Below are 24900 nucleotides of genomic sequence, written 5' to 3' on the forward strand. Positions count from 1 at the left end.
GCAGCCAGCGACGATGAAAAATATACGGGATCGTCAGGGCCTACGGATCAGAACAAACCGGTGATCGAACGGGCCTTGACGAACCGCTGCTCGGCGTCGGTCCAGCTAACGACGTTCCACCAGGCGGTAACGTAGTCGGCCTTGACGTTCTGGTACTGCAGGTAATAAGCGTGTTCCCACATGTCGAGCTGGACGACCGGGATCTGGGTTGACGGCAGATTGCCCTGGTGGTCAAACAGCTGCATGGTGTTGAGGCGCTGACCCATCACGTCCCACACGAGCATGCCCCAGCCGGAGCCCTGAACGCCCTTAGCGGTTTCCTCAAACTGCTTTTTGAAGCTGTCAAAGGAACCGAAGAACTCGTCAATCGCAGCAGCGAGTTCGTTGCCCTCCGGACGACCGCCCCCATGAGGGGACATGTTCTTCCAGAACACGGAGTGGTTGATGTGGCCGCCGAGGTTAAAGGCCAGGTCCTTTTCGAGTTTGTTGATGGTTCCGAAGTCGCCCTTCTCGCGGGCCTCGGCCAGCTTCTCCAGGGCGGTGTTGGCACCCTGAACGTAGGTGTTGTGGTGCTTGTCATGGTGCAGTTCCATGATCTTGCCCGAGATGTGGGGCTCCAGTGCTCCGTAGTCGTAGTCGAGATCGGGAAGGGTGTAAACAGCCATTCTTCCTCCTGTGGAACGAGATACGTCACGACGTCCGTCATGACGTGGCCCTTGGCAGAGCCGCTTACGTGGTACAACACCGAACCTGTTTCCATCATTCCCGTGTTTGCGAGATTTTTCACGCGCTGTGGAGGAACTGGTCCTATTCGGCCGTAGCCTATGAGGGGCGGGGCTTCGAAGGGCGTGTTCGGACGTCGCCTATTGGAGGCGAAGGTGACGGTTTGACGCCACGGAAACATGCGGGGCTTGCCCGGTTCTGCCGGATTTCAGGGCACCATCCCGGATGGGTCGCCGTGTGTGATGAGACCGATGTTTTTACATGCCGTTGATACGGAGAACGCCATGTGATGACCGCAGCACGAGTTAGGAAAGATCTTCTGGACAGCGTGACGTTAACTTTTGGATCACGCACGGAAATAACTTTGATTCGTGATAGGCGGGTGATCAACGATGGCGTCATCTGTAATAATTCATCACGACAAATTGTCATTCGCCCTTCGTGTTCATGAGTAGCGCTCTGCATGCTGATCTGTGTGAGTTTTGAGAGGGATTCAGTGTCCACATGAATGTCTCGCCTTGTCGCGCCCGGTGTCGTGGTGTTGGTGATGGTTTTTTGGGCACCTCGCCCGGGTCGGCTTCCCCGATCGCTCATAGCGACGATATCCAGCGTACTGGTATGGGTATAACTAAGATTAAGCTGTTTGAGTCTCGATGGCGGTTAACTGTAAGGTTATGCGTCGTGGGGCGTGTGGCCCCACGTGTTGTTATATGTTCCGGTCGCCAAGGATCAAACAAGTTGGATCGGATACAGAGAGACTGTTATGAATGATTCTGACTTTTTCTGAGGGTGGCCTGTAAGACTGGCCCTTTGAGATGATGTGATGAGTAATATGAGTGATGACCCCACCGGATCCCGGACCATCCCACAGGCAGCTGTTTCCGTCCCTGCGGACACCCGGCCACCGGGCCAACCCGCGGTCATGATCGAGGGACTGACCAAACGGTTTGGGCCCAAGGTCGCCGTCGACAACCTCACCATGTGGGTTCCGCGCGGATCAATGTTCGGCTTCGTTGGTCCCAACGGCGCTGGCAAGACGACGACCCTCTCGATGGTTACCGGGCTGCTGCGTCCCGATGCCGGTCGGGTTGAGGTGCTCGGCCATGACGTCTGGGCTGATCCGGCGGCGGCGAAGGCCCAGATGGGTGTCCTGCCCGACGGGATGAAGACCTTCGACCGTCTCTCTGGCCGCGAGCTACTCCGCTTCTGCGGGATGCTACACCGACTTGACGAGGCCACCATCAACGAACGCGCAGAGGGGCTCCTTGACGCCCTCAGCCTGACAAGCGCTGCCGACCTCCTGGTGTGTGACTACTCCGCGGGTATGACCAAGAAGATTGATTTGGCCTGCGCCATTATCGCCGATCCTGCCGTTCTCGTTCTCGACGAGCCCCTCGAATCCGTCGATCCACTCTCGGGTCAGACCATTCGGTCAATCCTGCGCCGCTTCGTTGACGGTGGCGGGACGGTCGTCATATCCAGCCACGTCATGGAGCTCGTCGAGTCCTTGTGCGACTCGGTGGCCGTTATCGCCGGGGGACGTCTCCACGCTATTGGTGCCCTCGACGACGTATGCCAGGGCAAGTCTTTGCAAAATAGGTTCGTCGAACTCGTCGGCGGCAACGCCAACATGGGGGAGGGTCTTACGTGGTTGCGCAGGTCCTGAAGCACCAGTGGGCCACCACCCTGGTCCCCCTTCGCAAGGGTGCCAAGCCGGCCGAGATCTTCGGACTCATCTTTCTGGTCCTCGTGTCCCTGTTCCTCGGTGGGAACTATTTCGCCTATGTGCGGGCAGCCGGGCAACTCGCTATCGACCCTCGCGGTGCTAGCACCGCCGTAGCGGGGGCGTCGCTGATCGTTTTCTGGATCACTGTGCCGGTGCTTTTTGGTGCTCAGCCCACCTACACAGATCCGTCGCGATATGCGGTCTTTTCGAGGCGGGCGAGGGAACTCATGCCCGCTTTCGTTGTCGTCGGGCTATTGAGCTGGGGAGGGGTCGTCACCCTTGTGGCATCGGTCTCGCACGTCCTCGCGTGGTCGAGTGCCGGAGCTGTCGCGATGGTGACGGCTGTGCTCGGTGTCCTGCTGGGATGGTCAGCTGCCATGATCGCGTCGAATCTCCTGCTGGTAGCGATGTCGGCTGTGATGGCTAAGCGACGGTTCCGTGAAACCATGATGATCCTCGTCATGCTGTTGTGCTGCGGTCTAGGCCTCGGGATGCAGGTCGTGACGAGGACCGCCACAGTCACCCGCACGGTTCCGGTCAACGTCGGGCGAATCATCGGGTGGACCCCGTTGGGCTGGGCATGGTCAATGCCGTGGGAGGTTGCCCATGGCCGCTGGCTAGCCTTCGCCATCAAGCTCGTCGTCAGCATCGCCACGGTCGCTGTCATGGTGTGGGCGTGGCAGGCCATCGTCGCACGTCGCCTCGTCGCACCGACCGGGGACGGCGGGAGCGTTGAGAAGGTAAAGGCGGCGAATGGGATCGACCGGATGATGCCGGCCACCCCGACCGGGGCGATTACTGGACGCACCCTGAGGTACCTGAAGCGGGCCCCCCGTATGACGTCTCTGCTCCTCAACACCTTCCTCGTCCCGTTGCTGGCTAGTGCCCCGATGCTCGTCCATGGTGGGGGCGAGGTGCACGGTCCGCAGACGGCTCTCATCTTTACCGCGATCCCCTTCGCCGCGATGCTCGTTGCGACGCCGATGTATGCCGGGTCGCTCATCAGCTACGACGGAACGGCTCTGTGGCACCACATTGAGTCATCGGTTACGGGGGTGGAGGATCGCCGCGGTCGCGCGATTGCGTATCTCCTCGTCACCATGCCGGTCAGCTTGGCGCTGGCCGTCATCGCCTCCTGGTGGTGTGGTCAGTGGAAGTTGCTGCCGGTCGTGAGTGCAGAGGCTTTGGGGGTTCTCCTGCTCTCGACCGGGATCGGCTCGTGGACGAGTGTCGTCAATCCGATGCGAGTTGCCGAGAGCCGCAAGGGCAACGGGTTTAACTCAGGATCGTCGGTCGGAGCCGGTTGTCTCGGTGCCCTTCTCGGTATGGGGGCAGGGATTCTCGTTGCTATTCCAATGATTGCCCTCGTGGTGCTGGTGGCGATTTCGGGACATGCGTGGTGGAGCATCCTGCTGACCTTCGTTGGCGGGCTGGGATGGTCTTTCCTGGTGCTGCACGTCGGGATCGTCGTAGGTGGGCGGCGTCTCGACCGCACCTGGGGCGAGGTGCTGACGAAGATTACCCCGGTGGCCTGAATCCGGTCGGGGACACCGATTCGCGGTGTTTCCGCGCCAGTTTGTTACCATGAATTGTGTCTCCTGCGATCAACGGTGTTGGAGGAGTGACAATGACTGGATTGCTTGCTGGTCGTACCGCGCTGGTGACCGGTGGAACCGCTGGAATAGGTCGCGGAATCGCGGAGGTACTCGCACTCCACGGCGCCCGTGTCGCGGTGACTGGTGTGACCGAGGAAAGGTGTGCTCAGGCGCGCGAAGACGGACTCGATGTGTACCAACTCGACGTGCGGGACAAGAAAGCCTGCATTCGCGTGGTGAATGATGTTGCTGCCGAGTGTGGTGGCCTGTCCGTGCTCGTTGCTAACGCTGGTGTGTATCCCCAGGTCCGTCTCGCCGATCTTGACGATGACCAAATTGACTTCATCTTTGACGTGAATGTGAAAGGGATGATGCACGTCGTCCAAGCGGCAACGCCAGCCCTGCGTGAATCTGGTCGCGGGCGCATCGTGGTCACGTCGTCGATCACTGGCAACATCACCGGCTACCCGGGGTGGTCCCACTACGGCGCCACCAAGGCGGCACAGATGGGATTCATCCGCTCGGCCGCGATGGAGCTGGCAGGCGACAAGATCACCATCAACGCCGTGATGCCGGGCAATATTATGACCCCAGGTCTGAAGGCGCTCGGTGATGATTACCTCGCCGAGATGGCGAAGTCTGTGCCGCTGGGGATGCTGGGCGAGGCGAAGGACATCGGTGAGGCAGTGGCGTATCTCGCCTCGGATGGGGCGCGCTATGTGACCGGTCAGTCGATCGTGGTGGATGGCGGACAGGTCCTGCCTGAGGGGCCGGAGGCGCTTGCGGAAATGTAAGTTAGTTTTCCTCCGCGCCGAGGCTGATTGCATCTGGCACGAACTGGGCGCGTCAGGAGGCCCGCCGTAATACCCGGAGAATCGGGCCTCCTAACAATGCTAGGCACACCACGTTAGTGAGTGCGCGTCCCAGATTCCATCCCATGGATGTCGCCATGTTGAATAACACGAAATGCCACAGGTTCGTCAGTGGAGATGCGTGCGGGTCGAAAGATAGCTGGGTGCTGGTGCCGAGGTTAAAGGGCCAGAAGGCGAAATCCATCAGCCACCCGTAGACGAAGGCTGACACGAATCCCCAACCACATAGCCAGGCGATTTCGGCTCTTCCCCGCGCCCGGGGGAGCAGCCCCGCTCCCAGCCCGACGAACCCCGAGGCGATCATTTGGTAGGGCAGCCACGGCCCGAAACCTGCGGTGAGCAGGGCGGATGCGAACATTGTCGTGGTGCCGAGGACGAAACCGAACGCCGCACCGAACACCCTTGCCCCGGCAATCATGAGGATGAAGACGAAGGAGATCCCTGCCATCGACGGGCTGATGGTGCGTAGCGCTGCCCCACATGCGGTGAGGACACCAATCATGGCGAGGGCCTTGACGTCGATCCCGTCCGAACTGAGTTGCGAGACCACCACCGCCAACACCACGGGCAGGATCGCGGCGAAAAGAAATGGGGTGCGCGTCTCATAGTCGGCAGCGCCTCCCGGATTGAGGAAGAGCGGCCAGCAGAAGGCCAGCAACCCCATCATGGCGGTGATGATGAGCAGGATTCGAGAAGTCGCTGAGGTGCGGACGGCGACGTGCTGCCTCCTGCTCATCGGCGGTCTCCTGCCGGGGTGTTCACGAGCCTCTCGACGTCGGCGATCGTCATCACATCGGCCGGGTGAAAGACCTTGGCGATTTGTGGACTGAATCCGGGCGAGGAGGTGCACACTGAGCGTGTGGATCCGTCGGCAACAATGTGGCCGGTGGCCATGACGATGGTGCGATCCGTTGTTGTTGCGGCGAATTCCACGTCGTGGGTGGCCAGCAATACCGCCGCTGGATCGCCAGTAGCGCCGGCGGCAATACCCTTGACGATTCTGGTTAGCTCGGTTTTCATGGCGTAGTCGAGGCCGCGGGTGGGCTCGTCAAGGAGGACGACATCGGGGCGACTGGACAGCTGGACCGCTAGGACGAGGGCCAGTCGCTGGCCTTCCGACATGTCCCGGGGATTGCGATCTTCCGGCAATTCCACCCTGAGACGGGACAAGATGGCGCGCGTGGTGCCGGCAGGCACCTCGGACTCCTTGTCGGCCTGGGCACACTCCTCAGCGACGGTCGGTAAGTAGAGCAGGTCGGAGGCTGACTGCGGTACTAAGCTCACCATTCGTCGAGCCGTCGCGGCGTCGGCTTTGCGGGGGTCAGCCCAAGAACCCTCGTGGTTGACCAGCACCCTCCCTGAGGACTTTGTCGCCCCTTGGATCGCCCACATCAGAGACGACTTGCCTGATCCATTTCGACCCATGAGGCAGGTGATGGTGCCGCGCTCCACGGTGGTTGTCAGGGCATCGACGGCGCACACCTGGCCGTAATTGACCCCAAGCGTCTCCACACGCAATACCTCGTCGCCACCGCCGTGCCAAGTCATCGCTTCGGAGGGTTGGGGAGCACGTGGGAGGCCCGGACGTGGACCGACTCGACGGCGAGCTTCGCGTACCGACAGCGGGACAGTCGGCCATCCCATGACGCGGCTTAGGGCAGCCAGTGGCGGGACGACGTCGGCGCGAGCCAACACCTCCTCGGGCCGTCCCTGGACGACCGAACCATCACCGGGTAGCCACCAGAGAGCGTCGGCGGCGTGCATGACGCGTTCTAGACGATGCTCGGCGAGGATCACGGTCAGGCCGACGTCATGGACCAGCGTGGTAATAGAGGCAAGAACGTCCTGGGCTGCCGTGGGATCGAGGGCGCTGGTTGGTTCGTCGAGGACAAGGATGCGAGGCTGCGCGGCCAGAACGGCGGCGATGGCCACCCGCTGTTGCTGGCCGCCAGATAGGCTCAGCAAGGCCCTGCGGCGCAGATCGGCAATGCCCATGAGGTCCAGGGTTTCCTCGACCCGTTTGCGCATCACGGACGGCGAAATGCCCAGCTGCTCCATGCCGTAGGCGATCTCGTCCTCCACGGTATCGGTAACGAACCCGGCAACCGGGTTCTGTCCGACTACACCGACGACATCGGCCAGTTCGCGGGGGCGGTGTGTGCGGGTGTCGCGCCCGGCAACCGTCACGGTGCCATCGAGGCGCCCGCCGCTGAAGTGTGGGACGATCCCGTTGAGGGTTCCCAGCAGCGTTGACTTACCGGTGCCGGTGCGCCCGACGACCAGGGTCAGGTCCCCCTCCGCGACGGCGAGATTGATATTTTTGAGGGTCGGAGTCGAGGCCCCGGGGTGGGTGATCGACACGTTCGACAGGGTGATGACATCGCTCATAACTGGGGTACCTCGTCTTGTCGGGATGTCCACGATGCGGCCTGCTCGGGGTCAGCCTGGGTGGATCTTTGGGGTGCGGGGGTAAAGACCCCAGGGAAGACGGCTGCCACGACGAGGAGGAGCATTGCTGGTTCCAGTGGCGGCCAAACTACCGGCGAAGTAGAGACGGTGATGGCCTTGGGGTTGGCGCGGGATAGCCAGATCATGGCGACTATCGCAACTGCTCCGCACAGGCATGACGCCGTCGCCTGCCAGGTCCACGGATCGGGGCGGTATCGACTCACCCCAAGACGACGTCCTGAGATCCGTAATCCGATGACCGACCCGATGATCCCGGCGACGATGAGCACGGTGCCGATGTGCTGACCCATCCGGTCCATGAGGAGCCATGAGCACAGGCTGCCGGGTGCGCACGTTGACGGGTCGGTGCTGAAGGATCCGGTCGGGTTGGCCAGGACGCCGTAGCACCCCAGGGTCAGTGCCATCACGGACACGACGAGCAGAACGCGGGTTCCCGGGCGGACGCGACGGTCGTCACGGGTGCGCCCGTATCCGCGGGACTCCATCCCGCGGGCCAGGGACATCGACATCTCCACCGAGTCCTCCAACACCGGAACGATCACGGCTCCCAGAGCGCGGATCCCCTTACGTGTGTCCCCGCGCAGCCGTCGGGCTCGTCGGACCCGCTGCGCCGAGGCGATGAGTTGAGGAAAGACCGATAGCGCGATGACGACGGCCACCGAAATGTCGTGCAGTGCCGCTGGCACGGACTTGAGGATGCGTCTGGGGTTGGCCAACGAGTTGGCGGCACCGAAGCAGGCCAGCATTCCGGCTAGTCGGAGGGCGTCGTAACCGGTGGCGGCCAGCCCTTCAGCAGTGACCGGCCCGCCGAGGCGAATCCCGGCAGCCCAGTTGGGCAGGGACGCTTCGGGAAGACGGAAGAGCACTGTTCCCTTCCCGTCACCACCCATAAGAATTTGAAAGAATACGCGAATAATGATGACCGTGAAGGCCATGCCGGCATACACCCTTGCGGACCTGGCCCACGGTTCGTCAGTGCGGCGCACAGCGACGACGAGGGTGACGGCTGCCGTGATGAGGACGACGAGGAGTGGATTATTGGTGAGGCTGATGGCGATACCGCAGCCTGCCGCCCAGGCCCACCACGACCACGGATGGACGGTCCTCGTACTGCTTGGGGCGGCTGCTACAGGAATCTCAATGACCGGGTCGGCCGTCCTCGTCACCAATCTTGACACGGTTCAGCGCCGGTTCCAGTCGTTGTCGGCTTCGCTTCCTAGTGGCACTATTTTAGTTTACGACCAGGTCAGGCATGGACGTCGATGACCCGGAATCCTTTCGCGGAAGCGACTCGGGCCGCGTCGAATCCTTGCTCGCACAGCCAGCTGGTGAGAGAGTCTGCGCCGAGGTTTTTCCCGACGACGAGGTGCGCGACTCCCTCGTCGCTCAGGCGCGTCAGCCACGTTGTCAATATCTCGTGTAGGGCCGCCTTGCCTACCCGGATCGGCGGGTTTGACCAGATCTCGTCGAAACGAAGGTCAGGGTCGACCTCCTCAGGACGGCAGGCGTGGACGCGATCGCCGACCCTGAGGGCCTTGGCATTGCGGGTCGTCAAGTCGATGGCCAGGTCGTTGACATCGACGGCGACGATGTGGGAGCCGGGGCAGGCCCGGGCCAGCGCACAGGCGATCGGACCATACCCGCAGCCGAGATCGAGGAACGTGCCGTCGGATGGTGGAGGAGTTACTGACCGCATAAGGACAGCGGTACCCGGGTCGAGTCGAGTCCCGGAGAACACTCCGCCGGCCGTCGTCATAGTCATGGAATCATCCCAGACGTTGACGGCGATAGTGCGGGTGCGGGTGGGTCCCTCTGGGGTGGTGAAGTAGTGGGTGGGGGAATGGTCGTCATGGCTGGATTGGCTCATCGGTCCTCCCAACAGGTGTCGCAGATGTCGTTGTGGCTTCGACGGGAACGGGCTTGGGCAGCGCGTTGAGCGAGATCCTCGTCGGACGGGTAGCCGACCTCTTCGAGGGTGAGTCCGCAGGCCGGCATGACGAGCACTGATGATGCCCGCGAGGTACTGGCCGCGACGTTGTCGAGCCAGTCTTGGCTGCGCCGCCCCGAGGCGACTGCGGTGAGAGCTCCGACGAGGGATCTCACCATGGAGTGACAAAAGGCGTCAGCGCGGACGGTCACTTCGACGGTGCCGCACGGGTCGTCGAGCCGTTTGGCGTGGCAGTCGAGGAGGGTACGGATTGTTGTGGCGCCCTCGCGGTGTTTGCAGAAGGCCGCGAAGTCGCGCAGCCCGAGAAGGGAAGTGCCGGCGGTGTTGAGGCGGTCGAGGTCGAGGTGTCCCCGCACGGGTGCCACGTGGAACCGGGTCACCGGGTCAGGACGGGAGGACTCGTCCCACAGGCGGTAAACGTAGCGACGCCATAGTGCCGAGAACCGGGCGTCGAACGTGCTGGGGACGGGGCGCACCGACTTTACGACGACGTCGGGGGTGAGGACCCGGGACAGCCGACGCAGCATCGCTGAGGTGTCGACGTTGTCGGGCAGGTCGACGTGGGCCACTTGGCCGCGGGCATGAACGCCAGCATCAGTACGCCCCGCCACGGTTAGGGGAGTGGGCTGGTCGAGACGGAGTACGCGGGGAATCCACGTTTCCAGCTCACCCTGTACGGTGCGGCGATCGGGTTGGGTGGCCCACCCCGAGAAGTTCGCCCCGTCATAGGCGATGTCCAGGCGCCAGCGGGTCATGACTCGTCCACGCGACGCCAGGTGAGGTCGTGAATAGTGCGTCCGGCCGTCAGCCCCTTGTTCTCGTAGCGGGTCACTGGCCGTTCGGGCCAGCGCGGGCTAAAACCGTCCGGCCCGGCGTCGACCGGCTTGAGCAGCGGCTCGGCTGAGAGTACTTCGAGCATCCAGTGGGCGTAGTCGTCCCAGTCGGTGGCCAGACGCCACAGACCGCCCGGACGCAGCCGGGACGTCACCAAACGGGCTGTGTCGGGGTTGACGATGCGACGTTTGTGGTGACGCTTCTTGTGCCATGGATCAGCGAAGAAGGTCCACAATTCGTCGAGGTCGGCGGGTCCGAAGAGGTGGTCCAGCCCTGCTGTGGCGTCGGCCATGATGACCCGGGCGTTACTTGCACCAGCGTTCTCGAGCTTGTTGAGGGTCGTCGCGATGGAGGGCAGGTAGACCTCGAAACCGATGAAGTCTCGTTCGGGATGGGCGGCCGCTAGCGCTGCCAGCACGTCGCCGGACCCAACTCCGATCTCTACGGTAAGCGGGGCGGTGCGACCGAAGATCGCGGGGAGGTCTAGACGGGATCCAGGGGCGACCGAGGTGCTGGTGGCGTCGCGGGGGACGTCGATGAGGTACGTGCTGGCCAAGGTATTCATGGCCCGTTGCTGAGAGACGTTCATCCGGGGGGATCGCCGCACGAAGGAGACGACACCGCGCCGGACCCGGTCGCCCGAGCGGTGTGCCCCGGCTGACACCTCGACCCCTAGCCCCGGCTGGTGGCGGCGGGCCTGGGCGGGGGAGGCGTCGGTCGGATCGAGGGGAGCGGGATCGGGTCGCACGGGGTCGAATGATAGTCGATGACTCTGAGCGACGCGGTGATTGAAGTGTTCGCCGGCTGAGGTGATGGAGCGGCGATCTACGTCAAAAGTTGGCGAGCATGAATATTTTGACATTGGTAGTGTTGTGAAAAATGGGCCAGAAAGAGGCTGGGAAAACAGAGGTCGGGCTTCGCTGATTCCAGGCGTCATTCCTTGTCGCTAGGCGATCTGAGATCAGCCTAGCCTTGCTTGTGGGCGATATTTTCAGTGCTTATTGTTGGCGATGTCAGACACGCGGTGGTCATTTATGAAAGGTCTCGACATGTCTACCGCAACTCCTGTTGTTTCTTGTTCCGTTACCGATTGCGCCTTTAATGATTCCGGCTGCACCGCCTTCGCGGTGACCGTCGGTGGAGCTTCCGGGCAGCCCACGTGCGCAACCGTCACCCATCTCGATGCTCGCGCCGGTCTGTCCTCAGCTGATGGCCGCGTCGGTGCATGTCAGCGTATTGAGTGTGTCCACAATGACAAGCTCATGTGCACTGCCCAGCAGGTTGCCATCAGCGACGCCGCGAGCTGCACTGCTTACCAGGCTCGCTGAGTCACGTGCGGGCATCTCATGCTCCCGCACTACGTCGCCTCCGGTACAACTGACCGCCGTGATTCAGGCGTGGGCCCCCTCGGGGGAGAGGGGGCCCACGCTGCTCCCGGATCCGGCTGTCAGACACGCGTAGGGCGTACTGGATCCGAGTTCAGGGGGAGCCGGGTCACGGCGGCCTCCAGCTCGGTGAGGGACGTCGCGTCCTGTTCCAAAGGTATGAACATCGCACCCGTCTGGTCAGGGTTGACGTACATGAGGGTCAATCCGGTGCGATCGATGTCAGCGCAGAATACCCGGCCTACGGTGTGCGGGCACGCGTGATGAGTTGTGCGAGACCAGCAACTGCAGCCGAATACAGTTTTCTTGCGTACCCCGTCGCACAGCTGCGAGAGGTGGGCATTGCCGAGTGAGGCGACGATGTCTAAGGCGGAAAGCTCATCATCGGCGGACGGGAAGACTTTGTCGTCGGGGATGTTGTCAATGAGAGCGGGGACGTCGATCTCGGTACTGCCCATGGCGTCATGAAGGATCGCGCGATACGGGGCGACGACCCCGATGAGGGCGTCGTCGAATCCAGCGATGATCGATACCTCGCTTGGTAGCACGTCCGTGGCCAACAGGTGGTCGACTTGGGCGGGGGTCAGCCATGTAATTGTTCCGAGCACATGGAGGGTGGCTGCCAGGAGGCGGATGGCCGGTTCTGGGGCGTCTTTGGAGATCTCCAGCCGGACATCAGTGGGCAGTCCGGCCGGGACTTGGCAGAGGGCCTGGGCGGGATGGGAGCGCTGGGCGACGACGAAACGCCCCGACGCCGTAACGCCGTGGGCTTGGAGATCGCAGGTCCACTTCTCTGGGCTTTCACCGGCAGAGATCATGGTGTGGGCCACCATTGTGGCCATGCCGGCACCGCTGAGGATGCGACGGGCTAGGGAAGAACAGCGCTGCGACAGGGCTGATGCGATGTGATCCGTGTCCTCCCGGACGTCGGAGTCATCGGAGGCCTCACCGTGTCGTGGAGCAGTCATTGTCACATCCCTTCGCCTTAGGCGAGCCTAATCTAACATATAACTCCATGTCGTGACAGGGGTACGTGCCGGGTTGATTACCCGAGCGCCCTCCGTGCAGAGCTAAATCGATTTATCATGAGTGGTGCTTTCACCGTAGAAAGGAACACCGTGAAACGAGCGCTTATCGCTGGGGTCGCTGCCCTGGTGGGGCTCGCGGCCTTGACGCCCCCTGCCGTCGCCGATGACTCCGTAGCACCCGTGGGAGCCCATGCCCTGGCATCGGCCCAACCCCGCAACGCTGGGCATCGACTTCAGGACATCCGGACGCGGAGTCCCCAGACCGACCCTTACGCCCGGTACCTGCGTGCCGAGGTGCCCCTGCAACCTCGTATCCCTCACGATCCGTCTACCCAGGCCCATCCGGAGCTGGATGCCAAGGCCCAGGTCATGCTCATGCAGGGCGACTACGGAAACTCCTTCTTCGGCAATTTCCGTGCCAATGACGGGTTCGCCCACAACGTCCTCAACTTCTGGCAGTATGCCGACTACTGGAGCCCCTGGCACGGCTCAGCGACCGCACGGACTCCACAGTCCCTCTATGACCCTGCCACCAGTGACTGGCGGACGCGCAATTTCGAGTTCGGCGTCGTCGACATTCCGAATCCCGCGTACACCAACGCCGCCCATCGCAACGGCGTCAAGTCCATCGCGACGATCTACTTCGACCCGGCCTTCCGCCCCGGGCTGACTTTTAAGGAAGCCTTCGACAAGGATCCGACATCCCGGGGGTGCATCATCGCCGAGAAACTAGTCGAGATGGCTAAGTACTTCGGTTACGACGGGTACTTCCTCAACGAGGAGGAGGGGAACCTTCAGGACTCGCGCTTCCGGCCGTTCATGAGCTATCTCACGTCGAAAGGCCTCTACACCCAGTGGTACACGAACACTCCAGGTACGTGGTCTTCGTCCAAGGCCAGTCTGCTTGACCACGGCAGGATCATGAACTCAGTGTTCCTTAACTACAACTGGCCCGGGACTCAAGATCGCTCGGTCGAGGCGGCCAAGGCTGAAGGATACGATCCATACCAGTCCTTGTTCTTCGGTGTCGAGGCGAATCAGGCGGGGTTCAACGGCAAGCATCGGTCAGCTACCGAACTTCCGAGTCTCTACGAGTCGAGGCGAAATCACAGCCCCAAGGCCTCGGTTGCACTCTTCACCCCCAGCGACATGTACCAGCGAGGTCTGGCTGATGCGGTCAAACCCAAGGGTGCGGACAAGGACGTACCACTTTTCCAACAGGATCCCTACCAGTGGATGGTGGCTGAGCGTGAGCGGATGTACTTCTCAGGAGTGACGTCGAATCCGAAGGACACCGGAGCCCATCCTGGCCATTCCCGTCCGGAGGTTGGCGTAGCGGACTCATCGTCCTGGGTAGGGGCCGCCGACTTCATTCCGGCTCGTTCGGTCATCGGCGGGAGACAGTTCCACACCGACTTCAATACCGGGCACGGCATGAAGTGGTACTCGGCGGGCGACGTCTCGGCTGCTGCATCATGGACCGACATGGACGCCCAGTCGATCCTGCCGAGCTGGCAGTGGTGGATCGACACCGAGGGGACACGTCCGTCGGTTGACTTCGACTATGGCCCGTCGGACCGACGCAAGGACGTTCATGGCGCTCCGGTCAGCCTGCTGTACCATCAAGTCGGAGCGTGGTGTGGCGGGTCATCGCTCGTCGTCCACGGGATGATGAGCAAGACGACGACGTTGCGGCTGTTCAAGACCCGCTTGGCCATGACGGCAGACACGAGCATGCCCATCACCTTCCGCAAGAGCTCGAAGGACCATGGCACCATGAAAGCCGCCCTCGTCTTCGCTGACGACCCGGGGCGCGTCGTCACGGTTGACGTGCCCGGTAGCGGTGTCAAAGGCGGCTGGCACACCTCCACCCTGCGCTTAGGCCGGTTCGCAGGCCGAACGCTGACCACCCTCGGATTGCAGTTCGCACCCGCCCCCGACTACCAGATGAATGTCGGTGCCATCTCAGTGCGTGACGGTTCGGGGGTGCCTGCGGCACCGAGTGAGGTGCAACTCGACACGGTGTACGACGACGGCCAAGCCATTTTATCCTGGCACGCCGCGCCCTTCGACGACGTAGCAGGGTACGTCGTCGAGTCGATGGGCCCGGACGGCAAGATCGTCCATCTAGCTTCTGGCTACACCGATCTTGCCTATCTTAAGGCGGTGCCGAAGAAGACCGGGAAAGTCACTTTCAGGGTGCGTGCTGTGGGTCATGACGGCCAAATGTCAGCCCCTCGACGGTGAGCTACGACTACTCCGCTCAGCCTCGCCACATCAAGGTGGCCGAGGCCGCAACGGCGTCGAAGCTGCTTACTGATGCTGTCAGGCCGGGGGTACTCGACGTCACCTGGGACGCCAAGGGTGTGAGAGTGTCGACCTGTCGCGTCGACGTCCACCTCGTCGACATCGCGAAAGACGACATCGACAACCAGCCCTACGGACTCGACGTGCCCTGCGCTGCTGGCGGTGCCAGGGTGCCGGTTCCGATACGCGAGGGGCACCCCTATGACCTCACGGTGACGGCCGGTCACGGATTGGGATTGAGCTATCGCGGTCACACCCATGACTCTTGGGCCGCGCCGGTGACCCTCGACGATATCGTCGTGGAGAGGAAACGGTCAGGATTCCACATGAGGAACCTCACCTCACCCGATTGGTACGGCCTCCAGATTATGTGGAAGGGGACGGACGGTACATCCAGAAAACTCACGACGATTCGTCGCGGCGGATCGGTGCGTGGGGGATGGGGCACTGCCCCGACGACCCCACCGCTTTCCATTCCTTCCCCTCGTCCCAGGGGACTCTCATCATGAAAGTGACCGACTATGCCGGCAACACGACTACCCAGCATTTCGCGGTCAAGAACAACGACCTGGTGCGTCCTGCCATCGCTCCCCGATTCACTGTGGTCGAACCGGCACGCCAACGCGTGACGGTCTCGCACCCGATCATTCCGGTGAGGATCTCAGTGTCCGGTGACCAGCCGGTGTCCTGGCGACTTCGCGGTGCGTTGCCTGCCGGGCTGCGCTGGACCAACGACATGTCGGTGAACGGACTGACCTCGTTGGCAGCCACCCTCTCAGGATCACCGAGGTCGGCGGGTAACCACCGGATCGTGGTAGAGGCGAGCGACCTTTTCGGCAACACGGTGACGCGAAGTGTCGTGGTGGAGGCGGCTCGCGGCAGCGCCCCGAGTAGCTCCGGAGGATCGTCCGGCCCATCTGCGTCAGCGAGTGCCGACTCTGCCATCCGGCCTGGGTGGGACTCGTCCTCGTCTGCCTCCTCTGGATCGACTCGGCCGGTGAGGATGCCCCTTACCGGGTGCTGACCGGGAAGACGCCGGGCGGGAATCGACCTCCGCCCGGCGATTCGCTCTTCCCGCGGCACATGTGTAAAATACCCGTGTTGCCTTCGAGCAAACGGGAGTTGACCGCCGCGGTCGCTCCGCCTGTCCGACACAGCGATGTCGTGATGCGGTTCCGGTCTCCGGCGTGTCACGCCGTCGAGTGAAGGAGTCGCCCGAGAGCACCACCACGTTGCAAGATCCCTGTGCGTGATCCTACGTATGGGACCGAGTTCGAGAAGGTACCTGTGACCACCTACAGCCCCAAGGCCGGCGAGGTGCAGCGTAAGTGGTACGTCATTGACGCCGAGGACATCGTCTTGGGCCGTCTGGCTACCACTGCTGCCAACCTCCTGCGCGGCAAGCACAAGCCGCAGTACGCCCCCCACATCGACACCGGTGACTTTGTCGTCGTCGTCAACGCCTCTAAGATTGCGCTGACCGGCAAGAAGGCCACCGACTCACTGCGTTACGACCACTCCGGACGCCCGGGTGGCCTGCGCGTCACCAGCATCGGCGAGATGCTTGCGAAGAACCCGCGCCGTGCCGTGGAGCGCGCGGTGTGGGGCATGATGCCCAAGAACAAGCTGTCGCGTCAGCAGCTCAAGAAGCTGAAGGTGTATGGCGGCCCTGAGCATCCGCACGCTGCGCAGAACCCGCAGCCTTACGAGATCACCCAGATCGCCCAGTGATCGCCCACGAAGGATTGTGACAGTGACTGACACCCCAACCGAGAACCTCGAGAACACCGAGGTCACCCCGTTCACCGAAGGCGACCGTGAGATCGCCTACCGCACCGACTCCAACCCGACCGTGGCTGCCGGTGATTCCAAGCGCCCCGCCATGATCGCCCCCGGTGCTGCCACCGGCCGCCGCAAGGAGGCCATCGCCCGCGTCCGCATCACTCCCGGCTCTGGCCAATGGAAGATCAACGGCCGCACTCTGGAGGACTACTTCCCGAACAAGGTCCATCAGCAGATTGTGACCGAGCCCTTCGCTACCGCTGGTGTTGAGGGTGCATACGACGTCATTGCCCGCATCGGTGGTGGCGGCGTCACCGGACAGGCTGGTGCGCTGCGTCTGGGTATCGCCCGTGCGCTCAATAACGTTGACCCCGAGGCCTCGCGTCCGGCCCTCAAGAAGGCCGGCATGCTGACCCGCGACGCCCGCGTCAAAGAGCGCAAGAAGGCTGGACTCAAGAAGGCCCGTAAGGCTCCGCAGTACTCGAAGCGTTGATCCGGTCTTTCTCTGGAACTCGGGGTGGTTCTCCCCCAGGGGAGAACCACCCCGAGGCGTTTTTCGGGGTCTCACGGGCGTGGTGACTACCTGTCGTGATTTCCTGGATGGACTGGTGGGGCTGTTGCACAGGGTGACATGGCCTCTACCACCGAGTCACTCGAAATGCCCACGCTCAGCGGGTGTTCCGCTCACTTGGCGTGAGCGGTGGGTAAAGTGAAACTTCATGGCACGACTTTTTGGAACTGACGGAGTGCGCGGTGTGGCTAATCAAGACCTCACCGCCGAGTTGGCCCTTGACCTTTCGGTCGCGGCCGCGCACGTTCTGGGCGAGGCGGGTGCTTTCGGACACCGCCAACCTACCGCGCTGGTAGCACGTGATCCTCGCGCCTCCGGCGAATTCCTCGAGGCCGCTGTCTGCGCTGGGCTAGCCAGCGCCGGTGTTGACGTGTTGCGCGTCGGCGTGATCCCGACTCCCGCGGCGGCCTACCTCGTCAACGAGTACCGCACTGATTTGGGCGTGATGCTCTCGGCATCTCACAACCCCATGCCTGATAACGGCATCAAGTTCTTCTCCCGCGGGGGCGTGAAACTTCCCGACGATCTTGAGGACGCCATTGAGCAGCGTATGGGTGAGCCGTGGGCCCGCCCTATTGGCGACAAGGTAGGACGTATCCGCTACACCCCGCAGGCTGTCGACACCTACGTCGATCACCTGGTGCGCTCGCTGCGCCAGCAAGACACTCTCAAGGGGATGAAGATTGTCCTCGACACCGCAAACGGTGCCTCCTTCCATACGGCGACGGCTGCCTTCACTACTCAGGGTGCCGAGGTCATCGCGATTCATGACCAGCCCGATGGCCTCAACATCAATGAGCGGTGCGGTTCCACCCACCCGGAGAAGCTGCAGGCCAAGGTTGTTGAGGTTGGGGCTGACATGGGATTGGCCTTTGACGGTGACGCTGATCGGTGCCTGGCTGTCGACCACGAAGGCAATATCGTCGATGGGGATCACATCATCGCGATTCTCGCGTTGGCTTTGCAGGAGGACCACCGTCTGGCCTCCAACACCGTTGTCGCGACGATCATGAGCAACCTTGGCCTCATCATCGCAATGCGCGCGCACGATATTCACGTCGATCAGACCAAGGTGGGTGACCGCTACGTCCTCGAGTCGATGAACGCCAATGGGTTCTCGCTGGGTGGCGAGCAGTCCGGGCACGTCATTATGAGTGAGTTCGCAACCACTGGTGACGGTGTTCTTACCGGTTTGCACCTGGCTGCGCGCGTCGCTCGTACCGGCAAGACCCTCAAGGAGCTCGCCTCGGTGATGACCCGTCTGCCGCAGGCGCTCATCAATGTGCGTGGCGTCGACAAGTTGCGAGCTGGTATCGATCCAGACGTTAATAAAGCGGTTGCTGACGCTAACCAGAAGCTCGGTGACGCCGGTCGAGTGGTGTTGCGTCCGTCGGGTACTGAGCCGGTCGTGCGGGTCATGGTCGAGGCTGGTACCCAGGAGGAAGCTGATCAGATCTGCTCTGAGTTGGCCGAGACCGTCAAGATGAGCCTGGCGTTGTGAGTGTCTTTCGTCGCCGCCCAGATGCCGACCTGCCCGGTCTGGACGTCGGGGCGGCGAACCGTCTGCGATCGATGGTCGAGGAGTCTTTGACGGCTATGGGCATCGACGCTGATGTCTCAGGTTGCTACGACTGCTATCGGTGATATCCCGCTAGTTTTGATCGCTGAGGAGTTGGGTGGCCATCACCGCGACGACTGGGAGCTGGTTGCCGACGAGCTTGTCACGCGGATGGTGCGGTCTCTTTTCGACGGTGCCACTCGCCTGACCGACGCCACCCTCGCTGCGCACGTCGTGGTCAAAGTAGTGGGGAATCAGGAGCGCGCCGGACGCAGTTTCGACTACGCGCGGCCTTTCGTCTCGAACGTTACTGGCCAGACCGTTCCCGGGCTGGTTGTCGCTTTGGCCTGGTTCGACGGCGACGTTGAGCTGCTCAATGACGCCGCACTGGCCGAGGTCAAAGATCTTGACGCGGCATATCGTCTCGGCACCGAAAGATTGGCGTCGGCCCTCGTTGGTGAGCTTTCTTTCTCCCGCGACGGTGACGTCCTAGTCGTAGCTGGTTCGTCGTGGCTGGTGTCGTCATGGCCGTTGGCGAAAGGAGTGGGGCGCCCCATCGCCAACGAGTTCGGTGACAGCGTGGTTGTGGGGATCGAGGCGCCGGATCACGTTGTGGTAGCGCCGCCGGGCTGCGAGGGGCAGATCGACCAGGCCTTGGCGGCGTCGCGAATCGCGGATCCGTTTCCCTGGCATGTCATGTGACCGGTAGGGCCTCTGAGGGGCAGACCCGAGGAGACGACACCGACTCAAACCTTCCTGATCCACACATTGCGGACCTCGTGGTCGGGACCCTTATGCAGGATCGCGGTAGCCCGGCCGCGGGTGGGCAGCACGTTCTGCACCAGGTTCGGGCCGTTGATGGTGTCCCAGATCTCCTTAGCGATGGTGATGGCCTCGTTGTCGGGCATTCGTGCGTACTCACCGAAGAACGAGTGGGGGTCGGTGAACGCGGTTTGCCGCAGGGTGAGGAACCGGTTGATGTACCACCGGATGATGTCGGCCTCCTCAGCATCGACGTATACCGAGAAGTCGAAGAAGTCGCTCAGGGCTAGTCCCATTGTCCCACTGCTGCGCGGTCGTGGTGGCTGTAGAACGTTAAGCCCCTCAATAATGAGGATGTCGGGTTGCCGGACGACGAGTTGCTGGTTGGGCACGATGTCGTAGGTGACGTGAGAGTAAACCGGTGCGGTGACTTCAGGCATCCCGGACTTGACATCGACGACGAACCTCAGCAAAGCCTTGCGGTCGTAGGATTCAGGGAATCCCTTGCGGGAAAGCAGCTCGCGTTCCTCGAGTACCCGGTTGGGGTAGAGGAATCCGTCGGTCGTCACGAGGTCCACGACCGGACGGCGCGGGGAACGTCCCAGGAGCTCCCGTAGCAGACGAGCCACGGTCGACTTGCCAACGGCCACCGACCCAGCGATCCCGATGACAAAGGGGGTGCGCTTCATACCGTGGCGGGTGAGTTGGAGGAAGTTATTGGAGGCGTCGAAGAGGGCGCCCGTGTGCATGCAGTACAGGTGGATGAGTTGGGTCAACGGGCGGTACACCTCGACGACGTCGCGGTGACTAGTGGGGTCGCCGAGACCACGGATGTGGTCCAGGGTGGCCTCGTCGATATCGATCTCGGTCGAGTCCGAAAGTGCGGCCCACGATTCTCGCGATAATTCGATGAACGGCCCCGGTTCGGTGTTGTCGTCGTCAACGGGGGTGGTGGGGGTCAAGTTCATCGGGCGCCTCCGAATGGTTGGTCGTAGTGACTGTACTTCACCGCGACGTTGGGGACGTAGTTAATGCGTCATTGGTGGGCACATTTCCGAGTAGCGTCGAACCACGCCCATCGAATGTCTTGCCGGCGAACTACCTGGGCCTGAATGGGCGAATGGTGCAGATGACCGGGGCGGCCCGTTCGGGGTCCAAGGCCATTGATGACAATCTGGAAGGTCATCGGGTCATAGGGGATATTCGTGTGGGCGCTGTGGTCTAAGGGGCAGACATCTTGGATGACGATGTTCTTGACTCCGGGCTCATTGATGAAGGTATTCGTCCACGGAAATACTCGGTTGTCGAACCGGGTGGCGATGACGGTGTATGTGATGCCGGGGACGGTCATTCCATCCGCGTTGAGTTCCCTGAGAAATGTGGAGTCTTGCAACTGTTGGGGCAGGGATCCCAGATTGTGAAACTGCGCTACGGCATTGAAAATAGTGTTGAGCGGATTTCCACTGGCATTGAGGAACTTCTCCAGGCCGAGCATGCTTGTTCCTTTGTTGGAAGGAACTAAACCGACGAGATGATGGACCTTCTTGGCGCCTCCGTAATATTTGATGTACGCGCGCGGCAGGGGACCGCCACCCTGCGAATGGCCGATGAGATCGACCTTCTGAGCACCGGTTGTCTTGAGCACCCTGTCAATGAAGTGGGCCATGAAGGCTGCCGTGGAGTAGATGTTGCCGCTGGTCTCAGCAGCTTCCACAAGCGGATGTGTTTCCGGGTTGTAGTTGAACGTGTAGGCGCAGAATCCTGCTGCCTTGAGGTGGGGGCCGTAGTACGACCACGTGATGAAGGCGTCCTCGGATGTGCCCGGGATGAGCACGACGGGATGGGTGCCTTTCCTCGGTTTGCAGGCGAAGTCGTTGGTGCCCGGGACCTTCGCGCCGGGATTCTTCATTGCGAACCTGATTGCAGAGGTCCAGCTGGGCGTACTTGGTCCCTCAATATTCGAGGGGATTCCGTCGGGGCTGTGAGGCGCGGTAACCCCGCCTGGATGTTCGGGAGTGATGTCGGTAGGTGGGCTGGCGAAGGCGGTGGTCGTCGTTCCCATGGCGATCGTCACTGTGGCAAGGAGGGTTGTGAGTAACCAGTTTTTCTTCATGGATCTCCTCAGATGTATCTGTATCTACGGTTGTTGGTTATCGTGCCGACAGGGGGTGCGACGCTGGCCTCACGACAAAGTGTGGGGCCTTCGATATGAAGGCCCCACAGTCGGGTTGGGGCGGTATCAGGTGATTAGCCGATGAACGGCTGGAATACGCATGTCACTGGTTGTGCGTGATCAGGATCCAGGGCATTAACGGCCATCTGGTAGACGTTTACGTCATAGGTGAAATTGACGTGGCTGGCGTGATCGTTCCGGCAGGTGTCCTGAACGAGGATGTTTTTGACACCAGGCTCGTTCAAGAAAGCGTTGGTGAATGGCACGACCGCGTCGTCGTAGCGGCCTTCGATGACTGTGTACTTGACGCCGGGGCGTGTCACCGGACCGTTGCCATAGAGCTCCTTGTTGAAGTTGGAGAAGCCGAGTTGCTGCTCATAGCTGGCGATGTGGGCTTTGGCGAAGGTGGCCTCGATCTTCTTGTGTTTTGCCTCAGAGATGGACTCGTTCACGAACCTTGAGACGGCTCGGGGTCCGACGCCGTGATTCGACGGGGCAAGGGCGATGAGCTTGCTGACCTTTTTGTCACCGCCGAGTTTGGTGATGTAGTAATTCGGCAGCGGGCCGCCACCCTGGGACCACCCGATGAGGTCGACCTTTTTGGATCCGGTGGCCGTGAGGACACGGTCAACGAAGCCGGAGACGGCCTTCGCAGAGACGCGGATATCACCGGTATAGGCGAAGTTTGGCAGCAGCTTGAGCCCGTTGAAGTTGGGGGAGAAGACGCAATAGCCGAGTTTGGTGAGCTTCGGCGCGTACATCGACCATGACGCATAGGCGTCGGAATTGGTGCCGGGAAGCAGGACGACGGGGTTCTGACCTTCGCGCGGTTTGCAGCTGAAATTGTTGGCCCCCTGCGGGTTGGTGCCAGGGTGGGCTAAGGCATAAACAGAAGCAGGATAGGTGAACAGTTTGATCGGGCCGTTGCCGGCAGATGGAATACCGTCCGGACTGCCGGGCATAGTTATTTCCGGCGGAACTGAAGTGTCGCTGTCAGCGGCGTGCGCCGGGGCTGCCGAGATGGTCGCGAAGGCGGTTGCCACGATGGTCGTCAGCGAGGTCAGGGCTGCTGCAATCCTTTTCGATCTTTTCATGTTTTCTCCATATGCGTCGATGCAGGATGTGAGTTTGACGCTATGAATCGTCGGGGTCACGTGAGGCTTCAGATAGCGAAGTAGCGCATACGTGCAAATGGTCGTGCGAGGTGTTGTTCAAACGTTCAGGCGTTTCAAGTCGCGGAACGCTCATGATTCATGTACGTTTCTTGCCATGTGCGGAATTGTTGGTTATTGCGGCCATCGGCAGGCTGAACGCGTCATCATCGACGGGCTCCGGCGTCTTGAGTACCGAGGATATGACTCGGCCGGGTTGGCGGTCGTGGCGGACGGAAACTTGTACCGAGCCAAGAAGTCGGGCAAGCTAACTCACCTCGAAGAGGAGCTGGCAGTCCATCCGCTCCCAGAGTCCACTCAAGGTATCGGTCACACTCGGTGGGCCACCCACGGCGCTCCCACTGACGAGAACGCCCACCCCCACATGTCCTTCGACGGCCGCGTCGCAGTCGTTCACAACGGCATTATCGAGAACTTCGCCGCGCTGCGCGCTGAGCTTGAGAGCGAGGGCATCACTTTTTCGTCGGAGACTGACACCGAGACTGCCGCTCACATGCTCGCTTTGGAGATGCAGCGAAGGTCCTCGCTGACAGAGGCCATGGGGGCGGTGGCGTCACGACTCGAAGGAGCTTTCACACTGGTGGCCGTCAGCCCGGACGCCCCTGACACAGTGGTGGCCGCTCGTCGCAACTCTCCGCTCGTCGTCGGGCTGGGGCAGGGAGAGAATTTCCTAGCCTCTGATGTCGCAGCGTTTATCGAGCACACCCGCGAGGCCCTCGAACTGGGCCAGGACCAGATTGTTGTGCTCACCCCCGACGGGGTCACCGTCACTGACTTCGAGGGCAACCCCAGCCAGGCCCGCCCTTATCACGTCGACTGGGACCTGTCAGCAGCTGAGAAGCAGGGTCACGACTGGTTCATGCGCAAGGAGATCTTCGAGCAGCCACGTGCGGTGGCCGACACGTTATTGGGCCGCTGGTCCGACCGTGGTGATCTAGTCCTTGACGAAGTGCATATCTCGCCGGAGGAGTTGCGCCGCATCAACAAAATTGTGGTCGTCGCATGCGGGTCGGCGTATTACGCCGGCATGGTTGCCAAGTACGCCATCGAGCACTGGACGAGGGTCGCGTGCGAGGTCGATCTGGCAAGTGAGTTCCGCTACCGCGACCCGATCATCGACCCGATGACGCTCGTCGTGACAGTTTCCCAGTCTGGTGAGACGGCCGATACTCTCATGGCCATCCGACATGCTCGTGAGCAGCATGCCAAGGTCATCGCGATCTGCAACACCAACGGCGCGACGATTCCCCGCGAGTCCGATGCTGTTATCTACACCCACGCTGGCCCCGAGATTGGCGTGGCCTCAACCAAGGGGTTCCTCACCCAGGTGGTCGCCTGCTATCTGCTGGGCCTCTACTTGGCTCAGGTGCGTGGCATGAAGTACGGAGACGAAATCCGCGGCGTAATGTCTGAGCTCGACCAGATGCCTGGCAAGATTCAGGAAGTTCTCGACGAGATCGAACCGGTTTATGAGTTGGCTCGTGTGATGGCGAAAGAAGAGGAAGCGGTGTTCTTCCTTGGGCGCCACGTCGGTTACCCAGTGGCCCTTGAGGGTGCTCTCAAGCTCAAGGAGATCGCCTATATGCATGCCGAGGGTTTTGCTGCTGGCGAGCTCAAGCACGGCCCCATAGCCGTCATCGAGGAGGGCACCCCGGTCTTCGTCGTTGTGCCACCGAAGGGGCGAGATCAGCTTCATGACAAGGTGGTCTCGAACATCCAGGAGATCCGTGCCCGTGGCGCTAGGACGATCGTGCTTGCCGAGCGAGGGGACGACGACGTCAAACCGTACGCTGACACCTTCGTCGGGCTTCCGGCTTGCTCGACCCTGCTCCAACCGTTGGTAGCCGCAGTGCCATTGCAGGCTTTTGCCTGTGAACTGGCCACCGCCAAGGGTCATGACGTTGACCAGCCAAGGAATCTGGCCAAGTCCGTCACGGTGGAGTGAGCTCACTCAGACTAGGTGCCCCCGGGGACACCTTTGGTGATGTGCCGTTC

Annotated in this window: 22 protein-coding genes and 3 pseudogenes; 13 read left to right on the forward strand and 12 right to left on the reverse strand. The window is 61.8% G+C overall.

Annotated elements, in window-relative coordinates:
• Nucleotides 1-47: 47 nt before the first annotated feature.
• Together ACOYO3_RS02865 and ACOYO3_RS02870 are read right to left on the reverse strand one after the other, a co-directional pair.
• Nucleotides 48-665: a superoxide dismutase gene (locus ACOYO3_RS02865; protein ID WP_002517672.1), complete on the reverse strand. Its 618-nt coding sequence runs from the start codon at nt 663-665 to the stop codon at nt 48-50.
• A gap of 157 nt (nt 666-822) precedes the next feature.
• Nucleotides 823-1317 carry a hypothetical protein gene (locus ACOYO3_RS02870; protein WP_002525146.1) on the reverse strand — a complete coding sequence of 165 codons (495 nt, stop codon included), beginning with the start codon at nt 1315-1317 and terminating at the stop codon, nt 823-825.
• Between the two features lie 328 nt (nt 1318-1645).
• On the opposite strand from ACOYO3_RS02870, the gene ACOYO3_RS02875 reads away from it, so the two are divergent.
• The 3 genes from ACOYO3_RS02875 to fabG all read left to right on the forward strand — a co-directional run bounded on the left by ACOYO3_RS02875 (nt 1646) and on the right by fabG (nt 4838).
• Complete coding sequence (locus ACOYO3_RS02875) at nt 1646-2389, forward strand: ABC transporter ATP-binding protein (RefSeq protein ID WP_002520607.1); 744 nt, start codon at nt 1646-1648, stop codon at nt 2387-2389.
• Nucleotides 2371-3984 (forward strand): hypothetical protein, encoded by a 1614-nt coding sequence (locus ACOYO3_RS02880; protein ID WP_002517622.1) that lies wholly within the window; start codon nt 2371-2373, stop codon nt 3982-3984. Before ACOYO3_RS02875 ends, ACOYO3_RS02880 begins: the two co-directional genes overlap by 19 nt.
• Nucleotides 3985-4076: 92 nt before the next feature.
• Entirely contained in the window at nt 4077-4838 is a 762-nt protein-coding gene (gene fabG, locus ACOYO3_RS02885) for a 3-oxoacyl-ACP reductase FabG (RefSeq protein ID WP_002517606.1), read from the forward strand.
• 52 nt (nt 4839-4890) lie between these two features.
• Here fabG and ACOYO3_RS02890 read toward each other — a convergent pair whose 3' ends face one another.
• From ACOYO3_RS02890 to trmB, 6 genes are all read right to left on the reverse strand, one after another.
• Nucleotides 4891-5652, reverse strand: a complete 762-nt coding sequence (locus ACOYO3_RS02890; RefSeq protein WP_002525145.1) for an ECF transporter S component — start codon at nt 5650-5652, stop codon at nt 4891-4893.
• Nucleotides 5649-7304: an ABC transporter ATP-binding protein gene (locus tag ACOYO3_RS02895; RefSeq protein WP_002525144.1), complete on the reverse strand. Its 1656-nt coding sequence runs from the start codon at nt 7302-7304 to the stop codon at nt 5649-5651. The genes ACOYO3_RS02890 and ACOYO3_RS02895 overlap by 4 nt, the downstream gene beginning before the upstream one ends.
• Nucleotides 7301-8563 (reverse strand): energy-coupling factor transporter transmembrane component T, encoded by a 1263-nt coding sequence (locus tag ACOYO3_RS02900; RefSeq protein ID WP_002517603.1) that lies wholly within the window; start codon nt 8561-8563, stop codon nt 7301-7303. Before ACOYO3_RS02900 ends, ACOYO3_RS02895 begins: the two co-directional genes overlap by 4 nt.
• Before the next feature lie 68 nt (nt 8564-8631).
• Nucleotides 8632-9252, reverse strand: a complete 621-nt coding sequence (locus ACOYO3_RS02905; RefSeq protein WP_002517665.1) for a class I SAM-dependent methyltransferase — start codon at nt 9250-9252, stop codon at nt 8632-8634.
• Nucleotides 9249-10088, reverse strand: coding sequence for a tRNA pseudouridine(38-40) synthase TruA (truA, locus tag ACOYO3_RS02910; RefSeq protein WP_002517612.1), 840 nt, complete (start codon nt 10086-10088; stop codon nt 9249-9251). Before truA ends, ACOYO3_RS02905 begins: the two co-directional genes overlap by 4 nt.
• The gene (gene trmB, locus ACOYO3_RS02915; protein ID WP_009640344.1) at nt 10085-11029 is read right to left on the reverse strand and encodes a tRNA (guanosine(46)-N7)-methyltransferase TrmB; all 945 of its coding nucleotides are present in this window, start codon (nt 11027-11029) and stop codon (nt 10085-10087) included. The genes truA and trmB overlap by 4 nt, the downstream gene beginning before the upstream one ends.
• Nucleotides 11030-11201: 172 nt before the next feature.
• Here trmB and ACOYO3_RS02920 point away from each other — a divergent pair, with 172 nt between their 5' ends.
• Complete coding sequence (locus ACOYO3_RS02920; RefSeq protein WP_002514812.1) at nt 11202-11495, forward strand: DUF1540 domain-containing protein; 294 nt, start codon at nt 11202-11204, stop codon at nt 11493-11495.
• Between the two features lie 119 nt (nt 11496-11614).
• Here the strand turns inward: ACOYO3_RS02920 and ACOYO3_RS02925 are convergent, their stop codons facing one another.
• On the reverse strand, nt 11615-12520 hold the full coding sequence (locus ACOYO3_RS02925) for a hypothetical protein (protein ID WP_002525140.1): 906 nt from the start codon (nt 12518-12520) through the stop codon (nt 11615-11617).
• 435 nt (nt 12521-12955) lie between these two features.
• On the opposite strand from ACOYO3_RS02925, the pseudogene ACOYO3_RS02930 reads away from it, so the two are divergent.
• The 8 genes and pseudogenes from ACOYO3_RS02930 to ACOYO3_RS02965 form a co-directional block, all read left to right on the forward strand.
• Nucleotides 12956-13963, forward strand: a pseudogene (locus tag ACOYO3_RS02930) (endo-beta-N-acetylglucosaminidase); the annotation flags it as partial.
• A gap of 393 nt (nt 13964-14356) precedes the next feature.
• Entirely contained in the window at nt 14357-14827 is a 471-nt protein-coding gene (locus ACOYO3_RS02935; protein ID WP_070735758.1) for an endo-beta-N-acetylglucosaminidase, read from the forward strand.
• Nucleotides 14824-15911: pseudogene (locus tag ACOYO3_RS02940) on the forward strand (hypothetical protein). The gene ACOYO3_RS02935 and the pseudogene ACOYO3_RS02940 overlap by 4 nt, the downstream one beginning before the upstream one ends.
• Before the next feature lie 263 nt (nt 15912-16174).
• Nucleotides 16175-16618 carry a 50S ribosomal protein L13 gene (rplM, locus tag ACOYO3_RS02945; RefSeq protein ID WP_002516042.1) on the forward strand — a complete coding sequence of 148 codons (444 nt, stop codon included), beginning with the start codon at nt 16175-16177 and terminating at the stop codon, nt 16616-16618.
• Between the two features lie 22 nt (nt 16619-16640).
• Complete coding sequence (rpsI, locus tag ACOYO3_RS02950) at nt 16641-17162, forward strand: 30S ribosomal protein S9 (RefSeq protein WP_002516077.1); 522 nt, start codon at nt 16641-16643, stop codon at nt 17160-17162.
• 226 nt (nt 17163-17388) lie between these two features.
• A complete protein-coding gene (gene glmM, locus ACOYO3_RS02955) occupies nt 17389-18741 on the forward strand; it encodes a phosphoglucosamine mutase (protein ID WP_002514806.1) in 1353 nt (450 codons plus the stop codon).
• Nucleotides 18738-18884: a hypothetical protein gene (locus tag ACOYO3_RS02960; protein WP_002519631.1), complete on the forward strand. Its 147-nt coding sequence runs from the start codon at nt 18738-18740 to the stop codon at nt 18882-18884. Before glmM ends, ACOYO3_RS02960 begins: the two co-directional genes overlap by 4 nt.
• Entirely contained in the window at nt 18853-19500 is a 648-nt protein-coding gene (locus ACOYO3_RS02965) for a hypothetical protein (protein ID WP_002515962.1), read from the forward strand. Before ACOYO3_RS02960 ends, ACOYO3_RS02965 begins: the two co-directional genes overlap by 32 nt.
• Nucleotides 19501-19544: 44 nt before the next feature.
• On the opposite strand, the gene coaA is transcribed toward ACOYO3_RS02965, so the two are convergent.
• The 3 genes and pseudogenes from coaA to ACOYO3_RS02980 all read right to left on the reverse strand — a co-directional run bounded on the left by coaA (nt 19545) and on the right by ACOYO3_RS02980 (nt 22827).
• Complete coding sequence (coaA, locus tag ACOYO3_RS02970) at nt 19545-20528, reverse strand: type I pantothenate kinase (RefSeq protein ID WP_002516012.1); 984 nt, start codon at nt 20526-20528, stop codon at nt 19545-19547.
• A gap of 130 nt (nt 20529-20658) precedes the next feature.
• Nucleotides 20659-21673, reverse strand: a pseudogene (locus ACOYO3_RS02975) (alpha/beta fold hydrolase).
• A 134-nt stretch (nt 21674-21807) separates the two neighbouring features.
• Nucleotides 21808-22827, reverse strand: a complete 1020-nt coding sequence (locus ACOYO3_RS02980; protein ID WP_002519630.1) for an esterase/lipase family protein — start codon at nt 22825-22827, stop codon at nt 21808-21810.
• Between the two features lie 175 nt (nt 22828-23002).
• Here ACOYO3_RS02980 and glmS point away from each other — a divergent pair, with 175 nt between their 5' ends.
• Entirely contained in the window at nt 23003-24850 is a 1848-nt protein-coding gene (gene glmS, locus ACOYO3_RS02985; RefSeq protein ID WP_002515975.1) for a glutamine--fructose-6-phosphate transaminase (isomerizing), read from the forward strand.
• Nucleotides 24851-24900 lie beyond the last annotated feature (50 nt).

The sequence above is a fragment of the Cutibacterium sp. KBN10P07758 genome (assembly GCF_050286205.1).
Lineage (GTDB): Bacteria > Actinomycetota > Actinomycetes > Propionibacteriales > Propionibacteriaceae > Cutibacterium > Cutibacterium acnes.